Source organism: Streptomyces sp. NPDC111656 (assembly GCF_055656965.1).
Window position 1 is genome coordinate 1 of the sequence record NZ_JBVKCA010000010.1, and the last position, 18,089, is coordinate 18,089.

Below are 18,089 nucleotides of genomic sequence, written 5' to 3' on the forward strand. Positions count from 1 at the left end.
GCAGGAACCTCACGAGCCATCCGATCCGGCGTCCTACGGAGACGCTACGAGCGGCCAACCCGACCGCGCTCCGCTACCGCCATACAAGTCGGAACTTCACTTCTCGACTCCCCCATGAGCACGACCCAGTTGGTGGCCCTGACCGGGCAGGGTCTCGGCTCGGTCGGACGCCATCTGAAGGTGCTGCTGGACGCCCGGCTGGTACAGAGGGGGCGGGCCGGGCGCTCGGTGCTGTACTCCCGTACGCCCGCCGGGGAGGTGCTCGTGAAGGCCCAGCGGGAGTAGGCCGGGAGAGGCGGGTGCCCCGGGTTACCGGATCACCGGTGCCGCTGGATGCGCGGGGCGCCGGTCACCGACATCATCAGCGCGTACAAGGACGTGGACGCCGTGATGAAGAGGCGGTTGTTCTTGGGGCCGCCGAAGGTGAGGTTGGAGACCCTCTCGGGGACCAGGAGCCGGCCGATGAGGGTGCCGTCGGGGTCGTAGCAGTGCACCCCGTCGTCCAGGGCGGCCGCCCACAGCCTGCCCTCGTCGTCGAAGCGGATGTTGTCGAAGTGAACATCTTTCTTTGCTTCCGCGAATGTTCTCCCGTCCGTGAGGGTGCCGTCGTCGCGGACGTCGAAGACGCGGATGCGGGCGGCGCGGGAGTCGGAGACGTACAGCTGCCGTTCGTCGGGCGAGAAGACGACGCCGTTCGGCCCGTCGAAGCCGTCGGCGGCGAGCCGCACCTCGCCGGTCCCCGGGTCGAGGCGGTAGACGTGGCACGCGCCGATCTCCGACTCGGCCCGATGACCCTCGTAGTCGCTCAGGATCCCGAAGTCCGGGTCCGAGAACCAGACCGAACCGTCCGACCGTACGACCGCGTCGTTCGGGCTGTTGAGCCGCTTGCCGTCGTAGCGGTCGGCGAGGACGGTGACCGATCCGTCGTGCTCCGTCCGGGTCACCCGACGGTTGCCCTGCTCGCAGCTGATCAGGCGGCCCTCACGGTCCAGGGTGTTGCCGTTGCTGTTGCCCGCGGGGGTGCGCAGGACGCCGACCGTGCCGGTGGGCTCGTCCCAACGCAGGATGCGGTCGTTGGGGATGTCGCTCCAGATCAGCTGGCGCCAGGCGGGCACGTACAGCGGGCCCTCGGCCCAGCGGGAGCCGTCGTGGAGGACCTCCAGCCTGCCGTCGCCGTTCGTGCAGCGGCCGGTGACGAAGCGGTCGTCGAGTACCTCGTAGATGCCCTTGATCGTGTTCGCTGTGGTCACGTTCGCGACCTTACCGAGCGAACGGGGACGTGGCCGGGCGGACGCCGGGCGCATGCCGGGCGGACGCCCAGCGGATGCGGGGCGGAAGACGGGCGGCGGCCGGGGCGACATCAAGCGGAGTTAGCATCCGTTTATGACTACTGACAGTTCAAGCAGTTCCGTGCTCGACGTCCAGATCGACTCCCTCCAGGGCGGCACCGCGGACCTCGGGCAGTACCGCGGCAAGACCGTGCTCATCGTGAACGTGGCCTCCAAGTGCGGGCTGACCCCGCAGTACGCGGGCCTGGAGCGGCTGCACGAGCGGTACGCGGGACAGGGCTTCACCGTGCTCGGTGTGCCCTGCAACCAGTTCATGGGGCAGGAGCCCGGCACCTCCGAGGAGATCGCCGAGTTCTGCTCCGCGACCTACGGCGTCACCTTCCCGATGACCGAGAAGGTCGAGGTCAACGGGGACGCGCGGCACGAGCTGTACGAGCGTCTTGTGGACACCGCCGACGGCGAGGGCCACACCGGGGACATCCGCTGGAACTTCGAGAAGTTCCTGATCGGGCCGGGTGGAGACGTGGTGGCGCGGTTCTCGCCGCAGACCGAGCCGGAGTCGGCGGAGGTCGTGGCGGCGGTGGAGAAGCACCTGGGCGCCTGAACCGTTTGACCTTGCCCCTGGGGCAGGGAGCAGCGTCCCTCGTCACCGGGCGGAAGGCGCCCGGTGACGGAGGATGGGCTCGTGCGACAGGAACTGCTCACGATCGGCGCCTTCGCCGCCCGCGCGCGGCTCTCGCCGAAGGCGCTTCGGCTGTACGACCGGCTCGGACTGCTCGCTCCGGCCCATGTCGACGAGGTCAGCGGATACCGCTACTACCGCGCCGACCAGGTCGAGCGCGCCCGGCTGGTCGCACTGCTGCGGCAGCTCGACATGCCGCTCGCGCGGATCGCCGAGGTGGTGGAGGTCGGGGCGACGCAGGGCGCCGTGCTCCTCGCCACGTACTGGGCGGATGCCGAGGCGCGGTTCGCTTCGCAGCGGACGCTCGCCGAGTACCTCCGTGGACGGCTGTCCGGGAGGAGTACCGAGATGTACGGGAAGTTCGTGGTCGAGACGGTGGATGTGCCGGAGCGGGTGGTGCTGACGGAGAAGCGGCACACGCTGGCGGATGAGCTGCCGGTCTGGATTCCGGCCTCGCTGGCGCGGCTGGAGGACGGGGCGCGGGAGTGCGGCGGGACGACCGGCTCGCCCTTCGTCGTCTATTACGCCGAGGTGAGCATGGAGAGCGACGGGCCCGCCGAGTCGTGCGTGCCGGTCGCCGACGAGGAGGCTGCGCGGGCGTGGGCCGAGAAGCGGGGGCGGGCGTCGGGGATCGGGGTGCGGGTGGAGCCGGCGCGACGGCTCGCGTACGCGCGGATCACCAAGGCGCAGGTGGCTCATCCGCAGATCATCGCCGCGTTCGAGGCGGTCGAGGCGTGGATCGGGGAGCGGGGGCTGTCGTACGACGGTCCCTGCCGGGAGGTGTACTTCGCGGACTGGGATGCGGCGGGGCCGGAGGACGCGGTGTGTGACGTGGCGTTTCCGGTGAGGTGAGGCGCGGGCGGGGGCTGGCGCCGGAGGGTTCTCGCCCCCGCCGCCCCTACCCGTCCCCTCCCCAACCTGGGAGCTCCGCCCCCAGACCCCCATTGGCCTGAAGGGCCTCGTCCTCAAACGCCGGACGGGCTGAAGGTGCGGGCCGGGGTTTGAGGGGCGCGGGGAACTGCGCGAGCAACCCCGACCGGCCCACAGCCGAAGAACTTCCGGCAGCCGGACATGTGGGGCGCAGCCCCACCCCTAGGGGCGCGGGGAACTGCGCGACCAGCCCCCACCGGCCGTCAGCCGAAGAGCCTCCGGCGCGTCCGTCAGGTCAGCGCAGTTCCTCGGGGCACGGGGTTCCCCGGGGGAGTTGGTAGGGGGCCGCCAGGCGGTAGGTGCCGGGGGCGGGGGCCAGGAGTTCCGTCCACTTGTCGCCGGAGGCGTTCTCCGCGGTTTCCATGAGGCAGCCGTTGAGGTTGTCGTACGTCTTCGGCGTACCCTCCGCACGGTGCTTGGACTTCTGCGTCTCCTGCGGAGCCTTCACGCTCTTGCCCTCGGCGTCGACGAGCCCGAGCCACGGCGAGTACGGAATGCGGATGAGAACGCGGCCCGCCTTCTTCACCTCGATGGTCAGCTCGCCCTGCTCCGCCCGGTCGACGACGGCCGGCGGATCGGCCAGCGGCGTGGGATCCGTGACCGAGAAGAGCTGCCAGTTCGCGTCGCCCCAGATCTGGCGGAGGTAGGGCATGCCGCGCTGGACCAGCTGACGCTCGCGTTCGCCGCCGTCCCCGTCCGGTTCGCCCTTGGGCAGCACCACGTAGTGGACGGCCCAGCGCTGCAGCCACTCGTGGTAGTTCGCGGAGTTGAGGGTGTCGTCGTAGAAGAGCGGGTTGCGCTCCATGTCGGCCTGGCGGTTCCAGCCGCGGGCGAGGTTCACGTACGGCGCGAGCGCGGACGCCTCGCGGTGGGAGCGGGCGGGGACCACCTCCACGCGGCCCTTCTCGGCACCGACGACCTGGAGCTGGTTCACCAGCGGAGCGAGCTCGCGGGCCCAGGACGCCGCCGGTGTCGTATGGATGATGTCGTCGACCGACTTGAAGCCGATCCATCCGACGAATCCGGTGAAGGCGAGGACGGTCACGTACCACTTGCGTGACTTCGGCACGGTGAAGGGGAGCGCGGCGAGCAGCACGACGCCCTCGAGCAGCATCGCGAGGCGGGTGATGTTCGAGCCGATCTGCGAGCTGATCAGCCACACGAGGAGCACGGCGAGGCCGTACACCGCCGCCGTGATCCGGACCGTCTTCCACTCCTTGGGAACGAGCGCGAAGACCAGCCCGGCGGAGATCAGCGGCAGCGAGGCCGAGCCGAAGGACATCGGCTGGGTGCCGGAGAAGGGGAACAGCCAGGCCGAGACCGCGACGACGACGGTCGGCGCGATGCCGAGCGCGTACGCGCCGGGACGGCGCTTCTGGAGGAAGAGGGCGACCGCGACCAGGCCCACGAACAGTCCGGCCACCGGCGACGCGGCGGTCGCCAGCGCGGCGAGCGGCGCCGCGCACAGGGCCTTCGCCCAGCGCTTGTAGCGCCAGCGGTACGGCCAGCAGAAGACCACGGCGGCCGCGGCGAGCCCGAAGACCATGCCGAGGCCGTACGTCACCCGCCCCGAGATCGCGTTGCAGATGAGCGCGAAGACACCCGCGAAGGCGGGCGTCAGCGGCTGCCGTATCGCACGGCTGCGGACGAGGATCATCGTCAGCAGGCCCGCCGAGATCGTCCCGGCGATCATCATCGTCGTACGGACGCCGAGGACCGACATCAGATACGGCGACACCACGCTGTACGACACCGGGTGCATACCGCCGTACCAGGCGAGGTTGTACGCCGAGTCCGGGTGCCGTCCGACGAACTCCGCCCACGCGTCCTGCGCCGCGAGGTCTCCGCCACTGTTCGCGAAGGTGAAGAACCAGACGACGTGCAGGAGGCCCGCCACGACGGTGACGAAGGCGACGGGGTGGCGGGCGGCGAAGGCCTTGAGGCGGGTACGTCGGCCTTGCGTCTCGGACTCCGACGTCTCGGACCCCGACGTCTTGGAGTCCGACGTCTTGGAGTCCGAGGTCTTGAGCTCCGACGTCTCCGGTGTCACGGGCTCCCGCGGCTCGTCGTCCGTCAGGCCGTCGCCGGCGGGGTCGTCGGTGGCGTGTGCGGGCAGCCGTATTCGCGAGCCCTGTCCGCGATCCGGCTCAGGACCCGGTCCAGGGCCAGGGCCAGGGCCAGGGCCAGGATCGGCGTCGTCGGCGTGTGTCGGCTCCGCTGTCGCCACTGCAAGGCTCCCGTGTCCCGTTTTCTCGTGTTCGGCCCGGGACCCGCGGCCCGCGACCTGCCCCGATCTCGCGACGCTAGCACGCACCCCGCCGGGGAGCTCCCGGGTGGGGCGCCCCGACGGGGTGCGGTGCGTTCGTACCGCGCTCACGGCGGGCTCACGGCGCGTTCACATGGCGTTCGGGGCGCTTCCGGCGTACGGGGCATACGCCCCCTGCCGGAAGCGCGCCCCACTCGTACGCCCGTACCCGTACCCGTACGCCCGGACCCTCCTGCGTACGTCCGCTCATCCCACCGTGTACGGCCGCTAGCTCACGCGGGTCAGCTTGGCACCGAAGCCCGGCTCGGCGAGGTCCTTCTGGAGCTCGACGGGAACCTGCACGGCACTGCTGCTGCCGCCGTCACCCACGGTGAGCGAGCCCACCTTGGTGCCGGCCTTCGCGGAGTGCGGCAGCTCCGAGGAGACGAAGGACAGCTTGACCTTGAGTCCGGCCCAGCCGACCGCCGTGACGTCCTTGGTGATCACGATCGGCGTACGGCCGCCGAGCCCGTCGTCGACGTAACCGACGACATCGCCCTTCTTCAGGATCGTCGCGGACTTCAACGAGGCCTGCGCGGCGCGGATCAGCTTGTCGCCCGCGGCCAGGGCGCCGCCGAGGATGGTGTTGTCACTGCCGCCGGGGCCCTGGCTGATCACCGCGCCGACGATGGTCCGCACCTCGCCGCCGATCTCCTTGGTCGCCGCGAAGACGAGGTTGCCGCCCGCCGCGGTGGTGGTGCCGGTCTTGATGCCGATGACGTTGTTCGAGCCGACGAGGTGGTTCCAGTTGCTGTGCTTGGTGCCCTTGTAGTCGGTGTACTCCATCATCCGGGCGACCTCGCGGAAGGAGGCGTCCTTCATCGCGGCCTTCGCCAGCTTCACCTGGTCGGCAGCCGTGCTGACGGTCGTCTTCTGGAGGCCGGACGGGTCGGTGTACGTCGTGTTCGTCATCCCGAGGTCCTTGGCGGCGGCGTTCATCTTGGCGACGAAGGCCGTCTCGGAACCGGCGTCCCAGCGGGCCAGCAGCCGGGCCACGTTGTTCGCGGACGCGATCAGGACGCCCTCCAGGGCCTCCTTCTGCGTGATGGTGTCGCCCGCGTGCACGTTGACCGTCGACTCGTCGCCGGCGTCCGACTGGTCCTGGGCCTTCTGGTCCACCTGGATCTTCGCGCCGTCGCCGGACTTGATCGGGTGGTCGCGCAGGATCAGGTACGCCGTCATCACCTTGGCGACGCTCGCGATCGGCGCCGCCTTCTGCGCGCCGGACGTGCCGAACGAACCGATGCCCTGGACGTCGAGCGCGCCCTGGCCGGAGGACGGCCACGGGATGGAGGCGTCGCCGCCGCCGAAGGTGTAGCTGGACTCGGCGGTGAGGTCGAGCGTGGGGGTCGGCAGCGGCCGGAGCGACTGTGCGACCGCAAAGACGACCGCGAGCAGCAGCACCAGCGGCGTCCAGATCTTCACCCGCCGCGCGAGCGTCCGCACCGGGGTCTGCGGGGGCGGCGGCGTGTTCGTCAGCTCGGCCAGCAGGTCCAGCGGCGGCTTCGGCGGCAGCGGCTGCTGCGTGGTGCGCTCGGGGCCGACCTGCGGGAGGGCGGCGGTGGCGTCGGCGGGGGCCACCCTGGTGGGCGAGGAGGAGGCGGAGGGAACGGACGGGGTCGAGGTGGTCTTCGGCTTCACCCTCGACACGGGTTCGTCGAGGGGCTTGAGGGCCACGAACTTGCTGGTGCGCTCGGACGGGGTCTCGGACTTCGGCCGGTCCGTCTTGGGCTGGTCCGTCTTGGGCTGGTCGGCCTTCGACTCATCCGCGGGCTTGTCGGTGGCCGGCTTGGCACCGCCCAGCTTGAGCATGGTGGTGGGCTGGTCCACCGCCGGGCGCTTCGGCGCCTTGAAGATGGCGGTGGGCTGGTCGACGGGGGTCTCGGGCGCGTCGTCGGTGTCCGGGGCGTCCTTCGCGGACGGCGCGTCGTCGGCGGGCGTCGAACCGTCGGCGGGCGGCGTGTCCTTGGGGTCCTTCTGCGCCGCCGCGTCCTCGGAGGTCTCGGAATCCTCGGAGGACTCAGAGGTCTTCTCCGAAGTCTCAGACGTCTCGGACACGTTCTCCGGAGAGTCCTTCGCCTCCGCCGGCTTCGCGTCCTCGGTCCCGGACTCGGGCCCGGGCGCCGTCTCGGACTCGGCGTCCGACGTGGACTTCGCATCCGCCTTCGGCTCGGCGTCGGCGTCGGCGTCGGCATCGGCGTCATCCGCCGCCGTACCCTCGGCCACAACTTCATCCTCGGACTCGGACTCGGACTTGGCGTCAGAGTCCGCGTCGGAGTCGGAGTCGGCATCAGCGGCGGCATCGATGTCAGCACCGGCGTCGGCGTCGGACCTCGAAGCCGACTCCCCGTCAGCCTCACCCTCAACCCCAGCCGCAGCCTCAACCTCGGCCCCAGCATCGGTCTCACCCTCGGCCTCAACCTCGGCCTCAACCTCGGCCTCAACCTCGGCCTCAACCTCGGTCTCAGCCCCGGTCCCGGCCTCCTCCGCCGCCGTACCGGCCTTCTCCGCGCCCTTGGAGGCCTTGTCGGGGTCCTCCGGGCCCTTGGAGGCTTCCGGAACCTCGGACTCCCCCTCAGGGGCCTCCTCGTCCGCCCCAGCGACCCAGGCGGCCACGGCTTCGCGCAGTCGCGCGTCCTCCGCGGGGCCCTTCCCTCCGGACCCGGAGGAACCTTCCGTCAACGCCCGCGTCGAGAACACCGCCGTCGCCTGATCCACCCTCACCGTGGCGGCCCGTTCGCGGGCCACCGCCAGACGGGGGTCGGCCGCCGCCGCGGCGGCTGCCCGGTTCGGGCCCGGAACCGCGGCCGGGGTCTCCGGCGTCGCTTGTGCCGACGACGCCGACGACTCGTGCTGCTTCGACCTGTCGGGGGACTCGCCCGCCACCGATGCCTCCTCCGTGCGCCACCCACCGGGCGCCCAACGAACCGTGAACCCTTGTCCCGCCGCCCGGACATCGCTGTCCGAACCATGTACCAGTGTCCTGTGTGCGGGCTTAACCCCTGCGGTAGACGAGAACGACATACCTACTGGTTCCATTACGAACCGGTCAGGCACTCTCGACAGACCAATGTGAGAGGGGTCACCCTGTCATTCATCCACGCGGGGAGGCATGGATGGGCAGGAGCCGCAGAACTCTTCCGGAAGAGCTTCTGCTGCTGGCGTTGGACCCGACCACGGGTACCACTGCACAGCCGCAGTCGCTCGACCTCGGTCTGGCCGGAGCACAGCTAGTAGAGCTGGCGCTGGCCGGACGGATAGCCCCAGACGGGGATCGTATCGCCGTGGTGCAGCCACGGCCGACTGGAGATCCAACACTGGACTGTGCGTTGGAACTGCTTCGCCGACGCGGAGCACCCGTACGCGCGGTCAACTGGATTGGCGGACCCCGACTGGGGCTGCGCCAGACCTACCTCTCGCATCTGGAGAGGTGCGGCATGGTCCATGCCGTGGCCGGCCAGATGTGCGGGGTGCTTCCGACGACTCGCTACCAAGCGACGGACACGGAGATCAGCCGGGAGATCAAGTCCCGGCTGGACAGCGCGATCCGCACCGGCGTACCGCCGGACCCGCGGACCGCGGCGCTCGCCGCGCTGGCCCATGCGGTCGGACTCGGCAAGCACCTGTATCCGGGCAACGAGGGACGCTCGTCCCGCTCCCGGCTACGGGACCTGATCAGGCATGACCCCATGGGCGGCCTCGTGGCCCACGCGGTCATGGACGTTCAGAACGGCGTGGGTGCACAGCCACGCCGCAACCCGGCACCGGCAGGCCGTCCGGCCACCGCCGGCGTCAGGTCCGCACCGGAACCCGCCCGCGGTGTTCCGATGCAACCGCGCCACGGTTCCATGGCGCGCGCCGTGGTCCACTGAGCCGCGGTCCCACGGCGCCACCAGGCGCCGTACGCACCACCACGCACCACAAAGAGCACCGCCACGCACCGCCTGCACGACCTCAGCGCCGCACCGCAGTCCCCAAGACCCGGTTCGGGAGCCGCTGGCTCGCGCGGGGCGGTGGGGCCGTACGTCCGGACGACGACACGGCCCCACCGCCCCGCGCGGCCGCATTTCGCGGGTGCCGCGCATATGCGGACGGTACGAGTGAAGGCGACGTACGCTTACGCGATCCGCGCGATATCCACGCCAGATCTCCGAACTGGCGTGTACCCAGCGCATATCCGGTGTTTTCCAGCGGTAGAACGCACCTTGGTGGCAGTCTGCTCAACAGCAGATACGCAAAGTAGAGGCCCGCAGCCGGAGGTGCACGTCCCGTGGCGTCAAGTGTCAACCCCACCGTCCGGCGGCGCCGGCTCGGCCAGGAGCTGCGTCGGCTCCGCGAGCTCAAGGGCATGACGGCCGAAGAGGTCGCCGAGCGTCTGCTGGTCTCGCAGTCGAAGATCAGCCGGCTGGAGAACGGACGGCGCAGTATCAGCCAGCGTGACGTCCGCGATCTGTGCGGAGTCTACGAGGTCGAGGACCACCGGATCGTCGACTCCCTGATGCAGATGGCCAAGGACTCGCGCCAGCAGGGCTGGTGGCACTCCTTCGGCGACATCCCGTACAGCGTCTACATCGGGCTGGAGACCGACGCCGCGTCACTTCGCGTCTACGATCCCCAGGTCGTCCCCGGTCTCCTGCAGACCCGGCCGTACGCCGAGGCCCTGATCGCGGGCGCGCTGCCGGAGACCGCTTCCGGCGACATCGACAAGCGCGTCCAGGTTCGGCTGCGCCGACAGGAACGTATCTCCGCCCCGGAGAACCCGCTCCGGCTGTGGACCGTCCTCGACGAGGCCGCCCTGCGCCGCGTCGTCGGCAACCGCTCCCTCATGCGCGACCAGCTGGAACACCTCGTCGAACAGTCCCAGCTCCCGCACGTCACCGTGCAGGTGATCCCCTTCGACATGGGCGCGCACCCGGGACTCAACGGGCAGTACGCGATCCTGGAGTTCCCCGACGCGGCCGACTCCAGCGTGGTCTACATCGAGGGCGTCACCAGCGACCTGTATCTGGAGAAGGCGAACGACGTCCAGAAATACAGTGTGATGTACGAGCATCTGCGGGCACAGGCCCTGAACGTGGAGCAGTCGCGGCAGTTCATCGCGGACATCGCCAAGGAGTACGCGCGCTGACGCACACCCCTGAGAACGGGCCTCCCGCGGGAAAGTGCCGCAGAGTACACCCTCACCATGCCTGGACGGAAGACTCCACTGGTATATGCCACCCGGTCGAGTGAACGGCCACTTCGCCCGCCGATGTTGGCGAGTAGCGTCGATCACGCCATCGAGCAACAACGTTGGCGCAAACCGCACGGCGAGTTCCGCAGCGAACCCGCCGTGCGGTGACAGCAACTCTCAACAACTGGCTATCCGGAGCGAACATGGCAATCCAGCAAGGCGCCACGGACACGTGGACCAAGTCCTCCTACTCCACCGGCAACGGCGCATGTGTCGAGGTCAAGTCCCCGGTTCTCGCGGCGATGGCCGTACGGGACTCCAAGGTCCCCGCGGGCCCCACGCTGGCGTTCCCCGCGGACTCGTGGAACGCCTTCGTGACCGAGGTCAGCCGAGGGGCTTTCGACCTCGCCTGATGCGTCGACACTTGCATCCACCACCACAACTGCACCGACCAACCGCATACGCACCACCGAAATAGCCCTCTCGACTGGCCCGCCGTCCTGGCCGAGGGGGCTATCCCCCTTTTTTTGGGGCTCGGTTCGCCTCCGGGGCGCAAAAGCCTGTGTCGAGACGGCGATCGTGCTCGACCCTCCTTCGTCGGGCCTCCGCGCTCCCCCAAGCTCTCAACTTCGTTCGAGCAGGGGGGACCCCCATGCCGTCTCGACACAGGCGTGCCCCTTCGGCTCACTCGCCGTAGGGCGCCGCCCGTTCAGCGCAACGTGTCCACGTACCTGTCCGTCCCCGGCACCGTCGGAATGAAGGGCGCCACCAGCTCCACCTTCCCCAACCCCCCTTCCGCCACCGCTTCCTCCAGTCCGCCGAAGTGGTCCTCCCAGCACTCCCTCGGGTCCGTCTCCAGGAACCACAGGAGGGTCAGCCGGGTGTCGACGCCCTCGACCTGCTTCACGTACGTCATACGGTCGCCGGGGAGTGGGGTGGGGCGGAAGACGGTCACCATCGCGGCCGGGGAGCCCGCCAGGCGCCGGGGGAGGTGGCGGGCGCGCAGCCACTCCAGCAGTTCGGCGCGCCGGTCGGCGGAGTCGGCGTCGACGACTTGGAGGACGAGGCCCGCGTAGGGGTGGTCCAGGGCGTGGAAGTCGCGGGGGCCGGCGGCGCCGTCGCGGTACACCGTGGCCGCGTGGTCCTGGAAGGCCGTGAAGACATGTGTCCGGTCCTGGTACACGCGGCCGTCGCGATTCAGCCGCTTGTTGATGCCGACGGTCCACCTCATGTGGTCGTCGTAGCGGCCCTCGGTGACCCAGTACGTCGAGAGGTAGCAGCCCGCGGTGACCGGCTGGGCGACCGCCGACTTCTCGGGGTACCGCAGGAGTTGGAGATCGCGGGTAGCGACCCAGCGACGGCCCGCGTAGATCCAGGGCATGGCCATCGCGCCGGCGTAGTAGTGGTCGTCCTCGTACCATCGGTTGTACGCGTACTCGTGGCCCGGGTGCGGCTCGACCATGGTGATCAGGGCGTGCCCCGGGTGGACGCCGTACGGGCCGAGGGCGGCCAGTTCCGCGTACACCTCGCTACGGGTCTCCTCCGACATGACGATCCCCTTCCTCGCTCTTCCTTCCTCCGCCGGACGCCCATACTCTGACGCTCCGTCAGACAATGCGCCAGAGCCGGGGAGGCCTCGGATGTCACTGCTCGCGGGGAAGACGGTCGTCGTCTCGGGGGTCGGGGCCGGGCTCGGCCATCAGGTCGCGGCGGCCGTCGTACGGGACGGGGGCAACGCGGTGCTGGGGGCGCGCACGGAGGCCAATCTCGCCTCGTCCGCGGCCGAGCTCGACCCGGACGGCGCGCACACGGCGTACCGGGCCACGGACATCACGGACGAGAAGCAGTGCGAGGCGCTCGCGGAGCTCGCGACGGAGCGGTTCGGGCGGATCGACGCGGTGGTGCACGTGGCGGCCTGGGACAGCTACTTCGGCGGCCTGGAGGACGCGGATTTCACCACCTGGCAGTCGGTCATCGACGTGAATCTGCTGGGCACCCTGCGGATGACCCGGGCCTGTCTGCCCGCGCTGAAGGTGTGCGGCGGCTCGGTCGTCATCATCGGGACGCAGTCGTCGGTGGCCGCGCCGAGCCAGGTGCGGCAGGCGGCGTACGCGGCGTCCAAGGGGGCGCTGACGAGCGCGATGTACTCGCTGGCGAGGGAGTTGGGCCCCCATCGCGTCCGCGTGAACACCGTGCTGCCGGGGTGGATGTGGGGGCCGCCCGTCGAGGCGTACGTCCAGTTCACGGCGCACACCGAGGGCGTACCGGAGGCGGACGTCCTGCAGCGGCTCACCGAGCGGATGGCGCTGCCCGAGCTGGCCACGGACGGGGACGTGGCGGACGCCGCGGTGTTCCTGGCGTCCGACCGGGCGCGGGCGATCACGGGGCAGTCGCTGCTCGTGAACGCCGGCGAACTCATGCGCTAGCGGGACCGATGGTGGATTCCGGTCGGCCGTCCCCTCCCAGCCGCGCGGGACCCGCATCCCGTACGCCTGATCGACTTGTCGGTGTGAACCTGCCCGTGTGGTCTGACGAAGTGCCCGCTCATGGTGTGGTCCACGTCACGAGCACGACAACAGCCGTACGGGTAAAGTGGAGGCAAAATCGTTCTGCTTTCTGATCTGTGTTCATATCTGTGACCGCGAAAGGTCTTGACCGCCCCCTCCGAACGGCGGTTCAATCCCCAAAGTCCCCGCTCCCGCACGGGGCCGCCCATGTGCGTACTGGCGAAGTGCCGTCCGGTATCTGCAGGTTCACAAGGCGGACCCCTGGAGGGGGCACATGAACGGCTTCGACTGGGCCGTCCTGGTCGCGTACTTCGGCGTCATGACCGCGATCGGTGTCTGGTCCCACAAGCGTGTGGACGACGTCAGCGACTTCTTCACCGCGGGCGGCAAGATGCCCTGGTGGCTGTCCGGCATCTCGCACCACATGTCGGGCTACAGCGCGGTGATGTTCACCGGGTACGCCGGTATCGCGTACACGTACGGCATCACCTCGTACGTCACCTGGGCGCTGCCCATCGCCATCGGCGTGCTGCTCGGCGCGAAACTGTTCGCGCCCCGGCTCAACCGGCTCCGCTCCCGGCTGCACGTGGCCTCACCGCTCGAATACCTCAAGGATCGCTACAACGTGCCCACTCAGCAGGCGCTCGCCTGGTCGGGCATCCTGCTGAAGATCGTGGACGTCGGTGCGAAGTGGGCGGCGATCGCGACCCTGCTGAGCGTCTTCACCGGGGTCACGCTCACCCAGGGCATCCTCATCACCGGTGGCATCACGGCCGTGTACTGCACGATCGGCGGTCTGTGGGCGGACGCGCTGACGGAACTGGGTCAGTTCGTGATCCAGTTGCTGGCGGGGCTCTCGATGCTGATCATCGTGCTGAACAAGATCTCCGACCAGGGTGGCCTGTCCAAGGCTCTCGACTCGCCGAAGCTGCACGGTCACGCGAACGGATTCGCGGGCCCGTATCTGACGGTGTTCTTCATCGCATACCTGTTCATCAAGCTGTTCGAGTACAACGGCGGGATGTGGAACCAGGCCCAGCGTTACATGGCGACGGGCAGCGCCAAGCAGGCCACGAAGTCGGCCTTCCTGTCCGCCGGGCTCTGGTTCGTGTGGCCGGTGATCCTGTTCATCCCGATGTGGCTGTCGCCGCTCCTCGTCACGGCGAAGAAGCCGGACGGCTCGGACGCGTACGGTCTGATGACCGAACAGCTCCTCCCCCACGGGCTGCTGGGTCTGGTCGTGGTCGGCTTCTTCTCGCACACGATGGCCATGTGCTCGTCGGACGCGAACGCGATCGCCGCGGTGTTCACCCGGGACGTGGCGCCGGTTCTCTCCAAGGCCGCGCGTGCCTGGGACACCCGGGCCGGCCTCATCGCGGGGCGGATCACGACCGTCGCCTTCCTCGGCTTCTCGATGGCGGTGGCGACGCAGGTCAACTCCGCCACCTTCAAGGACATCATCACGGTCGTCATCAAGTGGGTGGCGGGGCTCATGGGGCCGATCGCGATCCCGTTCATCCTGGGTCTGCTGCGACCGTTCCGTAAGTCCGGCCCGACGGCGGCGCTCACCAGCTGGGCCTGTGGTCTGCTCGCGTTCTTCTTCGTCAACTACAACCTGGACTTCTCCCAGCGCACCGATGTGAAGCTGGAGTACCAGGTCTCCGTCCCGATGGCCATCTCCCTCGTCCTGTACATCCTCATCGGCTTCCTGAAGCCCGAGGACACGCCGGAGCGGGACGCGATCATCGAGAAGATCAACACGGATGACGACGGGGCCGCTGCCGCGGTGATCCCGGCGCCGGCGGAGGCCGCGGACGGGGCGGGCACCGCCAGCCCGTCCGGCGTCTGAGAAAGGGCACGCGTCCCTCGCCCGCCCGCGGGCCCGGGACGCGTGCCCCGAGGCGGGGCTTCGCCCCCGCATCGCCGCCCAGCCCAGGGGCACGGGGGCGAGGAACGCCTTACGCCCGCGGGTAACGGGCCAGCCAGCCCGGGGCGGAACCGCCCGGCCCGTGCAGGGCCGGGCCCTGGGTCATCTCCATGGCGAAGTCGTCCGCGAGGGCCAGCATCGTGGGACGGCCCTCCAGCTCGGCCAGCCAGGCGGGCGGGAGGGCCGTCTCGCCGTACAGGGCGCCGAGCAGCCCCCCGGTGAGCGCACCGGCGGCACCGGAGGGCCCACCCTGGTTCACCGCGAGGCACAGACCGTGCCGGATGTCGTCGCCCACCAGCGCGCAGTACACGGCGACCGCGAGCAACCCCTCCGCCGTACCGTCCCCGGCGAGTTCCTCCACCCGCCCCGGCGTCGGCATCCCCTGCCGCACGGCCCCCAGCGCATACTGGAGCGCGTCCGCGACGGGCTGCTGTCCCGGCCGCGCCGCGAGGATCGCGAGCGCCCGCTGCACGGCCCCGTCGAGGCTCTCGCCGCGGGCCAGCGCGTGCACGATGACGGCATACGCGCCCGCCGCGAGGTACGCCGTGGGGTGCCCGTGCGTCTGTGCGGCGCACTCGACGGCGAGCTGCATCACGAGCTGCGGCTCCCAGCCGACGAGCAGCCCGAAGGGCGCCGAGCGGGCGGCGGCCTCGGGCCCGAGCTCGCCGGGGTTCTTGGGCGCGTCCAGCGTGCCCATGATGTCGTCGCCGAAGCCGATCAGGCAGGCGCGGGCCGGGTCCCGGCGGGCGTACAGCCACTCCTCGCGGGCCAGCCAGCCGTCGTCCTTGCGGCGCTCGTCGGGGCCCCAGTCGCTCTGGGTGGCCGCCCAGCGGCGGTACGCCCGGTGGAGGTCGGTGGGCGGATGCCAGGCGCCGGTGTCACGGCGCACCTGGGCGCGTATCAGACCATCGAGGGAGAAGAGGGTCAGCTGGGTGAGGTGGGTGACGGAGCCGCGCCGGCCATACCCGAAGGCGAGGTCGACCAGCCCCTCCGCACCGTGGGCCTCCCGAATCCCCTCCAGGGTGAGCCCGTCGACCGGCGCCCCGAGAGCGTCCCCGACGGCCGCGCCCAGCAGAGTCCCCCGTACCCGGCTACGGAAGTCCTGCTGCTCCGCACGGCCCCAGACGGCACCGGCTGTCGCACCCACCGAGACCTCCCCAGGCACTGTCCGTACGTCCGACAGCTCAGCACTGTAATCGACCGGGAACGGTCCGTTCAGGGCACGATCGGTATACGGAGTGCGGGTCGAGTGAACCCGCCCGGTCAGTCCCGGTCGGTGACGAGGGCAAGGCTCCCTCGGCGTCCGTTCCTGGACCTGATGCTGACGAAGGTACGGACAGGAAGCTGATGAAGCCGCGTCCACCGAGGATGTCGAATTCTCGCAATCCGCCCTCTCGATCAATGGGCCTGCCGACCTTCATCGAGTCACGGCCGAGCGCAGCCAGTTCGGTGGCGATCCGCTCCACCTCCGCAACCACGCCTGACGACAGCCCGCCGGTGACGTACTCGGCACTCGGGTTGTAGTCCCAGGCCCAATCCGTCACAGTCCGGCCTCCGCCTCGGCCGTCTCCCGGATCGAGCGAATTTCGACGACGGCCTCTGCCGGGTCCTGCTCGCCCGTATCCACGAGGCGCTCCAGTTCACGCAGACGGGCGGCGCGTTCCGGGTGTCGTTCGATCGCCACGAACACCGCCCAGGAGTGGACGAAGGCCCGCAGCGGCGCGAGGCTCTGCGTCTGCTGGGCATTCGTCGTGGCTTCGAAGAGGTGTTGTGTGAGGGCGGGGACGCGGCTCGGCGCGATCCGCGCGACCGCTGCCCGCAACGCGTCCGGATTGAGTTCCGGCATGGGGATGAGCGGTCCCTACGGGCCGTCGGTCTGGGCGCTCACGGTGACCTCCGGTGCGGGTGGCTCGGTCCTCGTACGGTACCGGCGGAGGGAGTGGTGCGCTGCTGCGGCTGCGCCTGTCATGCGGATTCCCCGAGGCCCGTTACGCCGCGCCGGCCGATGTGCGGCAGTCACGGCACCGGCCGGGTCGGGGCGCCCGGAAGGCCCGCTCGCAGCCGTCGCAGGTCTGGAGGGGGGCCGGGCGGTGGGGGCTCACTGGTGGTGGAGCAGCGGCGAGAGGCGGAGGCAGGAGCGTGGTGAGGCGGTGGGCGAGGAAGGCCGCCGGATGCTTGATCGGGTCCTCGGGCAGACCGCTCGTCAGCGTCCGCCGTACGGCGGCGAGCGGTACGCCTCGCTCCAGCCAGGCGTCGACGGAGGGCGCCAGGCGGTTCACATCCCGTTCGGTGAGCAGCAGCCGGGAGTCCTGGACCCGCAGGCCGGAGAGCAGGTCGGCAGCTGTGCGGTGTGGTGGCGCGACGGTCGTGGGAGCGGGGGCCTGCGGGGCTCGGCGGTTGGGCTCGGGGGCCGTGGCTGCCGCGACCGCCGCCCGCCGCGGCTTGTTGTACGAGATCGTCCGGGTCGTCACTCGGCCCGATTGAAGACGCTCCCTGGCACGCGTGAGGTAACCGTGTTCCTCCAGCTCCCGCAGGGCGGCGGCGATCCTGATCTCGCCCTCGGGGAACTTGGCCGCCAGCGCCTTGATCCCGATGGAGGTCCCGGCGGGCAGCGACTGGATGTGGGTCGCGAGGCCGATCGCCGTCAGCGACAACTCGGGGTGCTGGGCGAGGTGGTTGCCGACCACGGTGAAGTTGTCGTGATGGGGTTCGTTCACGTGGGTGACGCCGGAGTGGGAATGCCGGGTCTTCGGGTGCGCGGGCGCGCTAGGCTGCTTGTCAGTCATCGGGAAGCGTCTTCTTCCTTGGTGATCAGGCCCTCGCACTGGGATTGCCGTCCCGGCGGGGGCCGATGCATGTCTGCGGCTGTTGAGGCTGACGCTGCACCACAAGTGCCGCTCCGCGCCAGTCGAGTTGGGCATATTCACTCCCGCGGGTGATCGACGGGGGCGGTGGGGGTGGGTTCGGTTCTTTCCCCGGTTCTTTGGTCTTTGACGTCGGGAGCCACCGGGTCACGTTTTCCCGCGTCCCGGTGCCAGTTCAGCCCAGACCGTCTTCGCGTGGGCCGGTGCCTCGTCGACGCCCCAACGGTGCGCGTACGCCGCGACGATCAGTAGTCCGCGACCGGTTTCCGCCTCGCCGTCCTCCGGGTCCTTGATGCAGGGGACCCGGTCACCCCGCGCGTCCGTCACCTCGATGCGGAGGGTGCCGTCGCCGCGCAGCTTCAACCCGAGCCGGAAGCCCCTTCCCCTGACGTGCCCGTGGAGTACGGCGTTG

17 protein-coding genes are annotated in these 18,089 nt (G+C 70.0%); 8 read left to right on the plus strand and 9 right to left on the minus strand.

What is annotated here, in order from left to right; genetic code table 11:
• The coding region (locus tag ACZ7M3_RS27620) for an ArsR/SmtB family transcription factor (protein ID WP_472066490.1) at positions 1 to 285 on the plus strand (285 nt) is incomplete at its 5' end.
• Positions 286 to 317: 32 nt separating this feature from the next.
• Here ACZ7M3_RS27620 and ACZ7M3_RS27625 read toward each other — a convergent pair.
• Complete coding sequence (locus ACZ7M3_RS27625; RefSeq protein WP_472066492.1) at positions 318 to 1,250, minus strand: SMP-30/gluconolactonase/LRE family protein; 933 nt, start codon at positions 1,248 to 1,250, stop codon at positions 318 to 320.
• Between the two features lie 133 nt (positions 1,251 to 1,383).
• On the opposite strand from ACZ7M3_RS27625, the gene ACZ7M3_RS27630 reads away from it, so the two are divergent.
• Entirely contained in the window at positions 1,384 to 1,893 is a 510-nt protein-coding gene (locus ACZ7M3_RS27630; RefSeq protein ID WP_121415823.1) for a glutathione peroxidase, read from the plus strand.
• Between the two features lie 81 nt (positions 1,894 to 1,974).
• Positions 1,975 to 2,823: a MerR family transcriptional regulator gene (locus ACZ7M3_RS27635; RefSeq protein ID WP_472066494.1), complete on the plus strand. Its 849-nt coding sequence runs from the start codon at positions 1,975 to 1,977 to the stop codon at positions 2,821 to 2,823.
• Positions 2,824 to 3,136: 313 nt separating this feature from the next.
• Here ACZ7M3_RS27635 and ACZ7M3_RS27640 read toward each other — a convergent pair whose 3' ends face one another.
• From ACZ7M3_RS27640 to ACZ7M3_RS27650, 3 genes are all read right to left on the minus strand, one after another.
• The gene (locus ACZ7M3_RS27640) at positions 3,137 to 5,128 is read right to left on the minus strand and encodes an MFS transporter (protein WP_472066496.1); all 1,992 of its coding nucleotides are present in this window, start codon (positions 5,126 to 5,128) and stop codon (positions 3,137 to 3,139) included.
• A gap of 157 nt (positions 5,129 to 5,285) precedes the next feature.
• A complete protein-coding gene (locus ACZ7M3_RS27645) occupies positions 5,286 to 5,417 on the minus strand; it encodes a hypothetical protein (RefSeq protein ID WP_472066498.1) in 132 nt (43 codons plus the stop codon).
• A gap of 17 nt (positions 5,418 to 5,434) precedes the next feature.
• Positions 5,435 to 8,092, minus strand: a complete 2,658-nt coding sequence (locus tag ACZ7M3_RS27650) for a D-alanyl-D-alanine carboxypeptidase (protein WP_472066499.1) — start codon at positions 8,090 to 8,092, stop codon at positions 5,435 to 5,437.
• Between the two features lie 230 nt (positions 8,093 to 8,322).
• On the opposite strand from ACZ7M3_RS27650, the gene ACZ7M3_RS27655 reads away from it, so the two are divergent.
• The 3 genes from ACZ7M3_RS27655 (at position 8,323) to ACZ7M3_RS27665 (ending at position 10,792) form a co-directional block, all read left to right on the plus strand.
• Positions 8,323 to 9,078 carry a GOLPH3/VPS74 family protein gene (locus tag ACZ7M3_RS27655; RefSeq protein WP_054234374.1) on the plus strand — a complete coding sequence of 252 codons (756 nt, stop codon included), beginning with the start codon at positions 8,323 to 8,325 and terminating at the stop codon, positions 9,076 to 9,078.
• A gap of 398 nt (positions 9,079 to 9,476) precedes the next feature.
• Entirely contained in the window at positions 9,477 to 10,334 is an 858-nt protein-coding gene (locus tag ACZ7M3_RS27660; RefSeq protein ID WP_067372209.1) for a helix-turn-helix domain-containing protein, read from the plus strand.
• A gap of 248 nt (positions 10,335 to 10,582) precedes the next feature.
• Complete coding sequence (locus ACZ7M3_RS27665) at positions 10,583 to 10,792, plus strand: DUF397 domain-containing protein (RefSeq protein WP_351300487.1); 210 nt, start codon at positions 10,583 to 10,585, stop codon at positions 10,790 to 10,792.
• Positions 10,793 to 11,088: 296 nt separating this feature from the next.
• Here the strand turns inward: ACZ7M3_RS27665 and ACZ7M3_RS27670 are convergent, their stop codons facing one another.
• On the minus strand, positions 11,089 to 11,928 hold the full coding sequence (locus ACZ7M3_RS27670; RefSeq protein ID WP_472066502.1) for a hypothetical protein: 840 nt from the start codon (positions 11,926 to 11,928) through the stop codon (positions 11,089 to 11,091).
• Between the two features lie 91 nt (positions 11,929 to 12,019).
• Between ACZ7M3_RS27670 and ACZ7M3_RS27675 the strand changes: the two genes are divergently transcribed.
• The gene (locus ACZ7M3_RS27675) at positions 12,020 to 12,805 is read left to right on the plus strand and encodes an SDR family oxidoreductase (RefSeq protein ID WP_095854084.1); all 786 of its coding nucleotides are present in this window, start codon (positions 12,020 to 12,022) and stop codon (positions 12,803 to 12,805) included.
• 355 nt (positions 12,806 to 13,160) lie between these two features.
• Positions 13,161 to 14,735 (plus strand): sodium:solute symporter family protein, encoded by a 1,575-nt coding sequence (locus ACZ7M3_RS27680; RefSeq protein WP_472066504.1) that lies wholly within the window; start codon positions 13,161 to 13,163, stop codon positions 14,733 to 14,735.
• A 109-nt stretch (positions 14,736 to 14,844) separates the two neighbouring features.
• Here ACZ7M3_RS27680 and ACZ7M3_RS27685 read toward each other — a convergent pair whose 3' ends face one another.
• The 4 genes from ACZ7M3_RS27685 to ACZ7M3_RS27700 form a co-directional block, all read right to left on the minus strand.
• Positions 14,845 to 15,960 carry an ADP-ribosylglycohydrolase family protein gene (locus tag ACZ7M3_RS27685; protein WP_472066506.1) on the minus strand — a complete coding sequence of 372 codons (1,116 nt, stop codon included), beginning with the start codon at positions 15,958 to 15,960 and terminating at the stop codon, positions 14,845 to 14,847.
• A 393-nt stretch (positions 15,961 to 16,353) separates the two neighbouring features.
• A complete protein-coding gene (locus ACZ7M3_RS27690) occupies positions 16,354 to 16,659 on the minus strand; it encodes a DUF6247 family protein (protein ID WP_472066507.1) in 306 nt (101 codons plus the stop codon).
• A 142-nt stretch (positions 16,660 to 16,801) separates the two neighbouring features.
• Positions 16,802 to 17,599, minus strand: coding sequence for a helix-turn-helix domain-containing protein (locus ACZ7M3_RS27695; protein ID WP_472066509.1), 798 nt, complete (start codon positions 17,597 to 17,599; stop codon positions 16,802 to 16,804).
• Positions 17,600 to 17,824: 225 nt separating this feature from the next.
• The gene (locus ACZ7M3_RS27700) at positions 17,825 to 18,040 is read right to left on the minus strand and encodes an ATP-binding protein (protein ID WP_472066511.1); all 216 of its coding nucleotides are present in this window, start codon (positions 18,038 to 18,040) and stop codon (positions 17,825 to 17,827) included.
• Positions 18,041 to 18,089 lie beyond the last annotated feature (49 nt).